Annotated in this window: 12 protein-coding genes; 6 read left to right on the top strand and 6 right to left on the bottom strand. The window is 61.3% G+C overall.

Features of this window, described 5'->3' with window-relative positions; all coding sequences use genetic code 11:
* Positions 1-128: 128 nt before the first annotated feature.
* From EFD56_RS06760 to EFD56_RS06745, 4 genes are all read left to right on the top strand, one after another.
* Entirely contained in the window at positions 129-2816 is a 2688-nt protein-coding gene (locus EFD56_RS06760; RefSeq protein ID WP_126904982.1) for an FtsK/SpoIIIE family DNA translocase, read from the top strand.
* Between the two features lie 139 nt (positions 2817-2955).
* Positions 2956-3624, top strand: coding sequence for an outer membrane lipoprotein carrier protein LolA (locus tag EFD56_RS06755; protein ID WP_004676810.1), 669 nt, complete (start codon positions 2956-2958; stop codon positions 3622-3624).
* Positions 3625-3837: 213 nt separating this feature from the next.
* Positions 3838-4641 (top strand): exodeoxyribonuclease III, encoded by an 804-nt coding sequence (locus tag EFD56_RS06750; RefSeq protein ID WP_085743462.1) that lies wholly within the window; start codon positions 3838-3840, stop codon positions 4639-4641.
* Complete coding sequence (locus tag EFD56_RS06745) at positions 4638-5426, top strand: ATP-grasp domain-containing protein (RefSeq protein ID WP_126905034.1); 789 nt, start codon at positions 4638-4640, stop codon at positions 5424-5426. The genes EFD56_RS06750 and EFD56_RS06745 overlap by 4 nt, the downstream gene beginning before the upstream one ends.
* Positions 5427-5456: 30 nt before the next feature.
* On the opposite strand, the gene EFD56_RS06740 is transcribed toward EFD56_RS06745, so the two are convergent.
* Both EFD56_RS06740 and EFD56_RS06735 read right to left on the bottom strand, forming a co-directional pair.
* A complete protein-coding gene (locus tag EFD56_RS06740) occupies positions 5457-5912 on the bottom strand; it encodes a cyclic nucleotide-binding domain-containing protein (protein WP_038691875.1) in 456 nt (151 codons plus the stop codon).
* Positions 5913-6139: 227 nt separating this feature from the next.
* The gene (locus EFD56_RS06735; RefSeq protein ID WP_011427159.1) at positions 6140-6823 is read right to left on the bottom strand and encodes a response regulator transcription factor; all 684 of its coding nucleotides are present in this window, start codon (positions 6821-6823) and stop codon (positions 6140-6142) included.
* A gap of 140 nt (positions 6824-6963) precedes the next feature.
* Here EFD56_RS06735 and EFD56_RS06730 point away from each other — a divergent pair, with 140 nt between their 5' ends.
* Complete coding sequence (locus EFD56_RS06730; RefSeq protein ID WP_126904981.1) at positions 6964-7512, top strand: L,D-transpeptidase family protein; 549 nt, start codon at positions 6964-6966, stop codon at positions 7510-7512.
* A gap of 134 nt (positions 7513-7646) precedes the next feature.
* A complete protein-coding gene (locus tag EFD56_RS06725; RefSeq protein ID WP_126904980.1) occupies positions 7647-8477 on the top strand; it encodes an aldo/keto reductase in 831 nt (276 codons plus the stop codon).
* A 110-nt stretch (positions 8478-8587) separates the two neighbouring features.
* Here EFD56_RS06725 and leuC read toward each other — a convergent pair whose 3' ends face one another.
* From leuC to rplS, 4 genes are all read right to left on the bottom strand, one after another.
* Positions 8588-9997, bottom strand: coding sequence for a 3-isopropylmalate dehydratase large subunit (gene leuC / locus EFD56_RS06720; protein ID WP_126904979.1), 1410 nt, complete (start codon positions 9995-9997; stop codon positions 8588-8590).
* A gap of 244 nt (positions 9998-10241) precedes the next feature.
* On the bottom strand, positions 10242-11057 hold the full coding sequence (locus tag EFD56_RS06710) for an amino acid ABC transporter permease (protein ID WP_126904978.1): 816 nt from the start codon (positions 11055-11057) through the stop codon (positions 10242-10244).
* Positions 11058-11073: 16 nt separating this feature from the next.
* Positions 11074-11871 carry a basic amino acid ABC transporter substrate-binding protein gene (locus EFD56_RS06705; RefSeq protein WP_096477767.1) on the bottom strand — a complete coding sequence of 266 codons (798 nt, stop codon included), beginning with the start codon at positions 11869-11871 and terminating at the stop codon, positions 11074-11076.
* 137 nt (positions 11872-12008) lie between these two features.
* Positions 12009-12545 (bottom strand): 50S ribosomal protein L19, encoded by a 537-nt coding sequence (gene rplS / locus EFD56_RS06700; protein ID WP_012485544.1) that lies wholly within the window; start codon positions 12543-12545, stop codon positions 12009-12011.
* Between the last annotated feature and the right edge of the window lie 189 nt (positions 12546-12734).

Below are 12734 nucleotides of genomic sequence, written 5' to 3'. Positions count from 1 at the left end.
GGATGCCCGTCCCGGCACGCATGGTTAACATCGCTTTAACCCGGCTCTGGTTAGGTAGAGCGGACGCATTTTGGCATGGCGAAGCTTCGGTGATTCGCATGCCCTCAGGCAGTGGACGGGTTAGACACATGGCAAGAAGCACGTCGCCGGCGATGGATGGCCGTCCGGATCGGTTCTCCTTCTCGGCATTCATGCTGCGGCAGATCCAGGCGCTCATCGGCTTTGCGATCTTTCTGCTGCTGGCGTTCTGCGTCGCGGCGCTGGCGACCTGGAACGTCGCGGATCCGAGCTATTCCTACGCCACGGCCAACCTGCCGACGAATATCCTCGGCTACAGCGGCGCTGCCTTTGCCGATATCGTCATGCAGTTCCTCGGGCTTGCCAGCGTCGTTTCGATGCTGCCGATCGTCGCCTGGGCGCTGACGATGATCTCGGGCCGCAGCTTCAACCGCATTCCCGCCCGCATCGGCGCCTGGCTTGCCGGTTCGATTTTGTCTTCCGCCGTCATCGGCTGTTTTCCGCCGCCGCTCACCTGGCCGATCCCGAACGGCATCGGCGGCGTCGTCGGCGATATGATCCTGCGTTTTCCGGCACTGTTTGTCGGCGCCTATCCCACAGGCACCTTTGCCATGGTGGTCGGCTGCATCTTTGCCGTGCCGACCGCCTGGATGATGCTGTTTGCCTCGGGCCTCGTCGGCCGCAGCGAAGCGGATGACGAAATCGAGGACGATTACGTCGAGACGACAAGCAAGGCGCGGGTCGTCGGCGATGAGGACGAGGAGGACGAGTCGCGCTGGGTCGCTTTCAGCGGCGCGATGACACATGCCTGGTATATGAGCCAGGGGCGGCTGCGTCGCCTCTTCGGCATGGGACCGCGCAAGCGGCGCCAAGGCGATTTCGAATCGCCCTATGATTTCAACGATGATGAGTTCGGCACGTTGAACGAACCGGTCCGTGCCAAGACGCCGGCTGTACGCGGCGAGCGCATGGAACCGTCGATGGAGCCGTCAATGGGGGCAAGGGCGGCTTCGCCGCGGCGCGTTGTCGCCGCGCCGTCGCTTTCCATCGACGACGAGGATGAGGACGACGATCCGCCCTTCGATACCGACATGCCGCCGCGCCCGGCCGATATCCTGCCAGACGACGATGACGACGACTGGATGATCCGCGCGCCGGCGAAAGCCGCCGGCAAGCCGGAGCCTCGCGTCGTGCCTGCGATCTCGCGCCCGAAACCCGGCGCCCGCGTCGAGCGCGAGGCGCAGGGTTCATTCATTCGTCCAGAAGGCTTTCAGCTGCCTTCGATGCACCTGCTCGCCGAACCGAGGAACGTGGTGCGCGATTCGACGCTGTCGGCCGACGCACTCGAGCAGAATGCCCGTATGCTTGAGGGCGTGCTCGAAGATTTCGGCGTCAAGGGTGAGATCATTCACGTCCGTCCCGGCCCCGTCGTTACGCTTTACGAACTGGAGCCGGCGCCCGGCATCAAGTCGTCGCGCGTCATCGGCCTCGCCGACGATATCGCCCGCTCGATGAGCGCCATCGCCGCCCGCGTCGCTGTCGTTCCCGGCCGCAACGCAATCGGCATCGAACTGCCGAATCAGACACGCGAGACCGTCTTTCTGCGCGAATTGATCGCCTCCCGAGATTTCGACGGCAGCAAGGCCAAGCTCGCCATGGCGCTCGGCAAGACGATCGGCGGCGAAGCCGTCATCGCCGACCTCGCCAAGATGCCGCATCTGCTCGTTGCCGGCACCACAGGTTCGGGCAAATCGGTCGCCATCAATACGATGATCCTGTCGCTGCTCTACCGCATGACGCCGGAACAGTGCCGGCTGATCATGATCGACCCGAAAATGCTCGAACTCTCCGTCTATGACGGCATCCCGCACCTGCTTTCGCCTGTCGTCACCGATCCGAAGAAGGCCGTCGTCGCGCTGAAATGGACCGTGCGCGAGATGGAAGAGCGCTACAAGAAGATGTCGAAGATCGGTGTGCGCAACATCGACGGCTTCAACACCCGTGTCGAGCAGGCCTTGTCGAAGGGTGAGGTGATCTCACGCACGGTGCAGACCGGCTTCGATCGCCATACCGGCGAAGCGATGTACGAGACCGAGGAATTCGACCTCCGGCCGATGCCCTATATCGTCGTCATCATCGACGAAATGGCCGACCTGATGATGGTCGCCGGCAAGGATATCGAAGGCGCCGTCCAGCGCCTGGCGCAGATGGCGCGTGCCGCCGGCATCCATGTGATCATGGCGACGCAGCGCCCGTCGGTCGATGTCATCACCGGCACGATCAAGGCAAACTTCCCGACCCGCATCTCCTTCCAGGTGACCTCGAAGATCGACAGCCGCACCATCCTCGGCGAACAGGGCGCCGAGCAGCTGCTCGGCATGGGCGACATGCTCTACATGGCCGGTGGCGGGCGCATCCAGCGCGTGCACGGTCCCTTCGTTTCGGATGTCGAGGTCGAAGAGATCGTCTCCTATCTGAAGACGCAGGGCTCGCCGCAATATCTCGATGCGATCACCGCCGATGACGATGAGGATGGCGATTATGGCGGCGCTGGCGGTGGCCCGGCCGGCACGTCGAACCTTTCGGATTCGGAAGATCCTTATGATCAGGCTGTCGCCGTCGTGCTCCGTGACGGCAAGGCCTCGACCTCCTATGTGCAGCGCCGGCTCGGCATCGGTTATAATCGCGCCGCCTCGCTGATCGAACGCATGGAGAAGGAGGGCATCATCGGGCCGGCCAACCATGCCGGCAAACGCGAAATCCTCGTCCCTACCGAAGACGACATCCTCGATCGCTGAGATAACAGCCATATATTTCAGATAGGGCCGCTTTTGCGGAAACCAGATCGCAGCAAAGCCGTTTCCTCTCGCGGGCCGATCGCAACGCCTTGAAGACGCCGCCTTTCGGCAGCATGCAGATCGCATAAAGGAGATTTAGATGCGTAACTCCGATTCCTTCCTCTCCGGCCTGACGATGACGCGGCGCGATCTTCTCGGCGCTTTCGCCGTTGCTGCGATGGCAAGCGCCATTCCCTTCGGCGCCCTCGCGCAGGCGGCGGCGCCCGCCTCCGGCACGGCGCAGGCGATTGCCGACCATTTCTCCGGCGTCACGACGATGCAGGGCGAATTCGTGCAGTTCGGGCCACGCGGCGAGCAGACCGGCGGCAAGTTTTTCATCCAGCGCCCCGGCAAGCTGCGTTTCAACTACGACGACCCGTCGCCGATGCGGGTGATCGCCGACGGCAAGAATGTCGCCATCGGCAATACCAAGCTCAAGACCTGGGATCTCTATCCGCTCTCCAAGACGCCGCTCAGCCTGCTGCTGGCGCAGCATATCGATCTGTCGGCCGGCATGGTGAAGGGCGTCAAGGAAGAGTCGGACCTGACGACGATCGCGCTCGGCAACAATACGGTGTTCGGAAACTCGACCATCACCATGATGTTCGACCCGAAAACCTATGACCTGCGTCAGTGGACGATCACCGACAATCAGGGCAAGGACACCTCGGTGATGATCTTCAACGTCAAGACCGGTATGCAGTTCGATGATCGCGTCTTCCGGGTTCCCTATGAGAGCATTCCCGGCACGCCGCAATCGCGCGACTAGAACAGGATGATTTTAGGCTTGAGGCCTAAAATCTGAATCCTGTTCTAAATTAAAGAGTTAGAGCATGATGTCGCCCGAAAACCGCTTACACTTTTCGGCATTATGCTCTGAGGCTTTTCGGTTGATCTCCTGACGCTTTTGCACGCGGCCCGGTTCCCTCCGGTTCGCCTTTGTTCTAAAGCCCTTTCATGAAAGCGTGAAAGGGCTTGCCGCATGAGCTTTTCGGTTACCACCTGGAATATCAATTCAGTACGGCTGCGCATGCCGATCGTCGAGCAGCTCGTTCTCAAGCACAGGCCTGACATTCTCTGCCTGCAGGAAACCAAGGTGCCGAACGAGCTCTTTCCCGCCGCGCCCTTGCGGGCCATGGGCTATGATCACATCATCATCCACGGTCAGAAGGGTTATCACGGGGTGGCGATCGCCTCGCGCATTCCGCTGACCGAAGATCACCGGCAGGATTACTGCGGCGTCGGCGACGCCCGCCACTTATCGGCGATCTTCGAACGCGGCAACCGCCGCATCCGGCTGCATAATTTTTACGTCCCGGCCGGCGGTGACGAGCCGGACCGGACGATCAATCCGAAATTCGGCCATAAACTCGATTTCATCGAGGAGATGAAGCTCTTGAAGGCCAATGGCGAGGCCAATACCTCGGCCATCCTGGTCGGCGACCTCAACATCGCGCCGCTGGAACACGACGTCTGGTCGCACAAGCAGCTCTTGAAGATCGTCAGCCATACGCCTGTCGAAACCGACGGGCTGCTCGAGGTGATGAAGCGCGGCGCCTGGCTCGATCTCATGCGCCAGCACGTGCCGGCCAGCGAGAAGCTCTACACCTGGTGGAGCTACCGCGCCAAGGACTGGGAAGCGGCCGACCGCGGCCGCCGGCTCGACCATATCTGGTCGTCATCGGATCTCGGGCCGCATCTCAAGCGGATCGAAATCCTGAAGGAAGCCCGCGGCTGGGATCGGCCTTCCGACCATGTGCCGGTGACGGCGCATTTCGATCTCTGACGCAGTGGATTCTTCAGGAGTTCGAGGACACGCACAAGCTGGCCGAGGCACTCGACCGGCTCGGTATTGCATACACATGGCACAAGGTCGTCCCGTTTGTCGGCGAGCTGATCCCGGCGCCGATCGTCACCGATCCGGGCTCGGTGATCATGTTCGGCTCCTACACGCTATGGAGAAACGCCAAGGCGAACGGCTACCAGCCGGGCGTGTTCAAGCTGCGTCCTTTCGTCCAGGAAAAGGCGTGGCATCCATATCTCCTGAACGGAGCCGACGCGTTGTTCCTCACTCTCCGAGACATCCCTACCCAGCTGACTGACGATGGGCGGGAATGGTTTCTACGTCCCGTCGATGACAGCAAGGAAGAGCCCGGCAATGTCAAATCGGCAGGCGAGATCATCCGCATGGCAGAGAGGGTCCTCACGCTTGACGAAGACGAAATCCCGGGTGGATCGCTTCGCCACGACACGCTTCTGATGCTCACCAAGCCCGTTCGCATCATGCGCGAATGGCGTCTGTGGGCCGTCAACGGGCGGATCGTCACCTATTCGCTCTACAAGGACGGATCGCGTGTCGTCCACCGTCATGAGATCGACGAGGATGCGCTGGCGTTCGGACAGCGCATGGTCGATATCAATCCTGGGTACTCGCCGGCCTATGTCATCGATCTCTGCCGCACCGAAGAGGGGCTGAAGCTGCTCGAGACGAACTGTCTAAACGCTGCCGGCTTCTATGCCGCCGACCTCATGAAGCTCGCCGCAGCAATCGACAGCTTCGCACGCGACTGACGCTTCCTTGTTGCCGCGGATCGGTGTGGATCAGCTGAACCGGTGGAACTGGCTTGCGGCCTTGGCCGCGAGTTCGGCGAGATTGTCGCGGATGCGATTTTCGATCAGACGGGCCGCATCCGGATATTCCTCGAGCAGCCGGTGGAAGAGGGCGCGGGTGATGCGGATGATGCTCGTGTCCTCGCGCGCGATCGCGGTGAACTTGCGCTCGACTAGCGTCACCAGCGCCAGCTCGGAAATCAGTGTGCCGGGTCCGGCAACGGCATCGGCCCGCTGCATGCCGTCGCTGCTCGTCGTGCTGAGTGCCAGGCTGCCGCTCAAGACGACATAGGCGCTCTCGGCCGGCGCGCCCTGGCGAAACAGCATCTGGCCGGCCGCGATCATGCGCCGGTCGGCGCCGAAGGCGATCAGTCGCAGCTGGTCCTCGCTCATGTCCTTGAACAGCGGAAGCTGCGAGAGCAGATGAATATCGTCCGTCAGCGCCATGCGGGCTTTTCGCCTTAGAGCAATTCCAACAAAACTGCGGAGCGGTTTGCGTGCGGAACTGCATGAAAACAAAGAGATAGAGCATTTCCGTGATTCGGAGAAAACCAAAATACTCTAGAGCATGACGCCGAAAAGTGTGAGCGGTTTTCGGGGGACATCATGCTCCAACTCTTTCATTGAGAACAGGATTCAGATTTCAGGCCGAGCCAGCCTAAAATCATCCTGTTCTAGGGGATGATCTTGTAGCCGCCGTTTTCCGTCACCAGGATTTCGGCGTTGGAGGGGTCGCGCTCGATCTTCTGGCGCAGCCGGTAGACATGGGTTTCCAGCGTATGCGTGGTCACGCCGGAGTTGTAGCCCCAGACCTCTTCGAGAAGCACGTCGCGGGTGACGACCTTCTGTTCGGCGCGGTAGAGATAACGGATGATCGCCGCTTCCTTTTCCGTCAGGCGGATCTTCTGGCCGTTGTCGGTGGTCAGCAGCTTCTGGCTCGGCTTGAAGAGATAGGGGCCGACGGTAAAGGTTGCGTCCTCGCTCTGCTCGTGCTGGCGCAGCTGCACGCGAATGCGCGCGAGCAACACGGCGAAGCGGAAGGGTTTTGTGACATAATCGTTGGCGCCGGCTTCGAGGCCGAGGATCGTATCGGAATCCGTATCATGACCGGTCAGCATGATGATCGGCGCCTTGAAGCCGCCCTTGCGCAGGAGCTTCACCGCTTCGCGGCCATCCATGTCGGGCAGGCCGACATCCATGATCAACAGATCGACCGGGGTCGAACGGGCGGTCGCAACACCCTTGCCGGCGTTGGCTTCCTGCAGCACCGTGAATTCCTCATAAAGCGACAACTGCTCCGTTAGCGTCTGCCGAAGGTCCTCGTCGTCATCCACCAAAAGAATGGTGCGTGCGGTCATGCCGTTGCGTCCTCATGTTAGGTCCCCTAGTCCTACGCCAAATTGCAGGTTTGGCAAGGATCGGCCGGCGGGGCTGTTGCCGGGCATGTTTGCATATGATTTCAATCAAAGCCTCAGGCAATGCAAGACATGCGAGAAAAATGGAAAAAGCAAGGCGAAAGCCGAGAGTTAGGTCGTCGACGGTCGTGGTGCGCCCGGTACCGGGGAGAAAGAGCCGCGCGATCGTCCGGCTCGGCGCGATCATCGTGCCTGCCGCGATCGGCCGCTCCGGCCGCACCGTCATGAAACGCGAGGGTGACGGCGCCACGCCGATCACATCGATGAAGCTGCTGTCAGGCTTCCGGCGCGGCGAGCGGAACGGCCGGCTCGCCACTGCGCTTCCCATCCGCCGCATCGGCGCCGGCATGCTCTGGTGCGACCAGTCCGGCGATGCCAACTACAACCGCCTCGTCAAGGCGCCGTTCGGTGCCAGTCACGAGGAGATGCGGCGCAGCGACGGGCTCTACGATATCTGCCTGGTGATGGACTGGAACATCTCCTGCCGGGCGCGCAACCGCGGCTCGGCGATTTTCTTCCATCTCATCCGGCCGGGCTACGAGCCGACGGCCGGCTGCGTGGCGGTGAGCCTCGGCGACATGCGCCGCCTGCTGCCGCATCTTCGCAAGGGGACGATTGTGCGGGTGGTCTGATTGTCTTCCGGATGCGGCTGCCTATATCTTTCCGGTGACCGAACGCTCAGGCTGAGATGCGCTTCGGGACGCCCCATGTGTGTGCGGGCGCAATTCATGCCTCGTCCAATTCTTCAAACTCCCGGAGATATATTGTGACCGCTCAACCCATCATCACTTTCCATGACGGACATTCCATTCCGCAGGTCGGGCTCGGTGTCTGGCAGACACCGCAGGAGATTGCCGCCCCGACGGTGCGCACAGCCATTGCCGCCGGCTATCGCCATATCGATACGGCGTCCGGTTACGACAATGAGGAGGGTGTCGGCGAAGGCATCCGCTCCTCCGGCCTTGACCGCAAGGACATCTTCGTCACCACCAAGCTCAGAAACACCGACCAGGGTTACGACAATACGCTGCGTGCCTTCGACGGCAGCCTGAAGAAGCTCGGCTCCGACTATGTCGACCTTTATCTCGTTCATTGGCCGTCGCCCCATCGCGGCCTCTACACCGAAACCTGGAAGGCATTCGTGCGCATAAGGGAAGAGGGGCGCGCCCGCTCGATCGGCGTGTCGAATTTCTATCCGGAACATCTGGAGCGGATCATCGGCGAAACCGGCGTCGTTCCTGTTATCAACCAGATCGAGCTGCATCCCGATTTCCAGCAGAAGACGGCGCAAGAGGTTCACAAGAAACTTGGTATCGCCACCGAATCCTGGAGCCCGCTCGGCCAGGGTCAGTTCATCTCGAACCCTGTCATCGGCGAGATCGCCAGGAAACATCGGAAGACGCCGGCTCAGGTCATTATCCGCTGGCACATCGACACCGGCCTCGTCGTCATCCCGAAGTCGGTGACGCCGTCGCGCATCGAGGAGAATTTCCAGGTGTTCGACTTCAAGCTCGATGCCGATGACATGGCGGCGATCGCCAAGCTCGACAGCGCCGGCGCCCGCATGGGACCGGACCCGATGACGGCGGCCTTCTAATCGCCGGTTGCGATCATTGCCGCCGATCGGCTGTCGACGCCGCAATAAAAGAAGCCGCCCGATGCGCCGAGACGCATCGGGCGGCTTTATCTTTCATTCCGTCGGACGCGTCAGTTCCACTCGCGGATATCGACGAAGTGGCCGGCGATTGCGGCGGCGGCGGCCATGGCCGGCGAGACGAGGTGCGTGCGGCCCTTGAAGCCCTGACGGCCTTCGAAGTTGCGGTTCGAGGTCGAGGCGCAACGCTCGCCCGGCTTCAGCCGGTCGTCGTTCATGGCGAGGCACATGGAGCAGCCCGGCTCGCGCCAGTCGAAGCCGGCGGCCTTGAAGATCTTGTCGAGGCCTTCGGCTTCTGCCTGTTCCTTGACGAGGCCGGAGCCCGGAACGATCATGGCGTTGACGGTCGAGGCAACGGTCTTGCCCTCGACCACCTTGGCGACGGCGCGCAGGTCTTCGATGCGGCCGTTGGTGCAGGAGCCGATGAAGACGCGGTCGATGCTGATGTCGGTCATCGGCGTGCCCGGCTTCAGGCCCATATACTCGAGCGCGCGCCACTTGGAGGCACGCTTCGTTTCGTCCTGGATTTCATCAGGATTCGGTACGATGCCCTGGACCGAGACGACGTCCTCGGGCGACGAACCCCAGGACACGATCGGCGGCAGTTCGGCGGCGTTCAGCTTGACGACGCGGTCGAAATGCGCGCCTTCATCCGATTTCAGCGTCTTCCAGTAGGCGATCGCCTGTTCGAGCGCTTCGCCCTTCGGCGCGCGCGGCTTGCCCTTGATATATTCGAAGGTGATCTCATCAGGCGCGATCAGGCCGGCGCGGGCGCCGCCTTCGATCGACATGTTGCAGATCGTCATGCGGCCTTCCATCGACAGCGAACGGATCGCTTCGCCGGCGTATTCGATGACGTAGCCGGTGCCGCCCGCCGTGCCGATCTCGCCGATGATGGCGAGAACGATATCCTTGGCAGTGACGCCTGCCGGCAGCTGGCCATCGACCTGCACCAGCATGTTCTTGGCCTTCTTCTGGATCAGCGTCTGGGTGGCGAGCACGTGCTCGACCTCAGACGTGCCGATACCATGGGCGAGCGAGCCGAAGGCGCCATGGGTGGAGGTGTGGCTGTCGCCGCAGACGATCGTCATGCCCGGCAGGGTGAAGCCCTGTTCCGGCCCGATGATGTGGACGATGCCCTGGCGCTTGTCGTTCTCGGAATAATATTCGACGTTGAACTCGGCGGCATTCTTGGCAAGCTGCTCGACCTGGATGCGGCTTTCTTCGTTCTTGATGCCGAGATGGCGATCCGGCGACGTCGGAACGTTGTGGTCGACGACGGCGAGCGTCTTTTCCGGCGCGCGGACCTTGCGGCCGCTCATGCGCAGGCCTTCGAAGGCCTGCGGCGAGGTGACTTCGTGGACCAGGTGGCGGTCGATGTAGAGAAGACAGGTGCCGTCGGCCTGTTCGTCGACCAGGTGGTCGTCCCAGATCTTGTCGTAGAGGGTACGCGGTGCGCTCATGGCGTTAAGTCCGTTTTTGGAAGCTTTGGAAAATCGGAAAAAAGCGGATCAGGCTCCGCCGGCCGTCATTCGATCAACGAAGTCGGCTGTTGAGCGCACCGGATACGCATGCAAAAAATCGGGCCGGCAGGCGATAGTGGTCCTGCAGCACGAAAATATGCGCACCAGTGCATCTGAACTTGGATTCCATGGCGGTGGATATAGCGATTTTTGATCGAAACGGCAATTCGAATCATGATGTGGCTCAGCGCGGCTTCTGCTTCATCTTCTTTTCAATGCGCCGCAGCGCCAGTGACAGGCCGATCGTCAGGATCAGGTAGATATAGGTGACGATCGAATAGGTCTCGAAGAAGCGAAACGAGCCGGAGGCATAGACCTTGCCCATCTGGGTGATGTCGGCCACCCCGAGGACCGAGACGAGCGATGAGTCCTTCACCATCGAGACGAAGTCGTTGGAAAGCGGCGGGAAGATGACCCGGATCGCCTGCGGGAAGACGACGAGCCGGAAGCGGCGATAGCGCGACAGGCCGAGCGACTTGGCTGCTTCGATCTGGCCGATATCGACCGACTGGAAACCGGCACGGAAGATTTCGGCAATGAAGGAGGAATAGCCGATCATCAGCGCGATGATGGCCCGCCACATCAGCGACAGGTCGCGCACGAGGATCGGCTCAGCAATGCCGGCCGGCACCAGAGGCGAGATGATGAAGTTATAGGCCGCGACGAGACCCGGCGCGCCGACAAAGGCGACGTAGAACAGCAGCACCAGGATCGGAATGCCGCGGATGATCTCGATGTAGAAACGGGCGATCTGGCGCAGCACGATGCTGTCGGCCAGGCCAAGCAGGGCGATGCCGAGACCGAGCACTGTCGCCAGCACGAAGGCGACGAGTGTCACGAATATGGTGATGCCGGCGCCATTCACGACGGTCCGGAAGACCTGCGCGTAAATGTCGTTGGTGATAATGACGACGGCGAGAATGATGCCGATCAGGACAAGGACGGCCAGCCACCAGGGACGGTCGTCCTTCTCGTGTCGCGGGGATGGTTGTGGCGCCATCTGCGATCGCTCGGGACTATTCGCCCATCTTGTAGTCGAGGAACCACTTCTTGTTCAGCGCATCAAAGGTACCGTCCGCTTTGAGAGCGGCGATGGCGGCATTGACGGGAGCGACGAGATCGGAGCCCTTCGGGAAGATAAAGCCGAAATCCTCGGTGCCGAGCGCTTCGCCGACCACTTTCAGCCCGCCATTCGAGGAATCGACATAGCCCTTGGCAGCGACGCTGTCGGTCAGTACGAGGTCGACGTCGCCGGTCTTCAGCGCCTGCACGGTTGCGCCGAAGGTTTCGAAGAGCTTGATGCGCGGGTTCTGTTCGTTGCCATCGAGGATTTCATAGACGGCGGTATAAAAAGGCGAGGTACCGGGCTGGGCGCCAATCAGGCCGTCGTTGAAGGCGGCAAAGCTCTTGGCGTCGGTGAAGCGCTTCTCGTCGCCGCGCACCAGCATGAATTGCTGCGAACGCATATAGGGATCGGAGAAGTCGACCTTCTGTTTGCGGTCGTCCTTGATGGTGATGCCGGTCATGCCGATGTTGTACTGGCCGTCGGAAACCGCCTGGATCATTGCGTCCCAGCTGGTGTTCTGGTATTCGACCTTGAAGTTCAGCCGCTTGGCGATCTCGTTCATCGCATCATATTCCCAGCCGATCGCCTTGCCGGATTTCGGATCGACGAACTGCAGCGGCGGATAGGCATTCTCGGTGACGACGACGACGCTCTTGCCGCCGAGATCGGGCAGCTCGGCAGCCGATACGGCCAGTGACGAAAGCGCAAGAGCGGCGAAGCTCGCAAGAACGGTGCGGCGAAACAGCATGGGGTGGCTCCAAAATTGACAGCGAAAATTGTCACGGAAGATAGGTTCGAGGCAAGGCCGCCGGCTGCGCGGGTGCGCAAAAAAGAGAAAAGGCGATCCGAAGACCGCCTTTCCAGAAATAGAATTTTTCGCAGATCTTATTCTGCTGCCGTTTCCGCGGCGGCTGCTGCTTCAGCGGCGGCCTTGGCTTCGGCAGCTTCTGCCGCTGCCTTTTCGGCGGCGAGCGCCTGAGCGGCGGCAACCTTTTCAGCTTCGATGCGTGCCTTTTCCTCGGCAACGGCGGCGCGTTCGGCGTCGTTGAGCTTGCGGGCGCGAACGCCGGTGTCTTCAACGATACGGGCAGACTTGCCGCGACGGTCGCGGAGGTAATAGAGCTTGGCGCGACGGACCTTACCGCGGCGGACGACGTCGACGCTTTCGATCAGCGGCGAGTAGACCGGGAATACGCGCTCGACGCCTTCGCCGTAGGAGATCTTGCGAACGGTGAAGTTTTCCTGCAGGCCGCCGCCTGAGCGGGCGATGCAGACGCCTTCATAGGCCTGAACGCGGGTACGGTTGCCTTCCGTGACCTTCACGTTGACGCGGACGGTGTCGCCCGGGGAGAATTCGGGGAGGGTGCGCTTGGCTTCGATCTTGGCGGCCTGTTCGGCCTCGAGCTGCTGAATGATGTTCATCGTCTTAACCTTTGGTTCTTCTGAAACAGCCAGAGCGCTCGACACGGATCCCTTGGAGCAGCCTCAGGATTTTGCCCCTTTGGGGCGGGAGCGGATTCGCCATTCTTTGTTTGCTGGCAGACGGGGCTAACCCCATTTCCGCGTGCGCCAATACACGAAAGGCCGGGGCTTGTCATCCCTCGCACGACA

It is taken from the genome of Rhizobium phaseoli (assembly GCF_003985125.1).
Lineage (GTDB): Bacteria > Pseudomonadota > Alphaproteobacteria > Rhizobiales > Rhizobiaceae > Rhizobium > Rhizobium phaseoli.
Note: the sequence above shows the minus strand (reverse complement) of the source record. Positions and strands in the feature narration are given on the sequence as shown.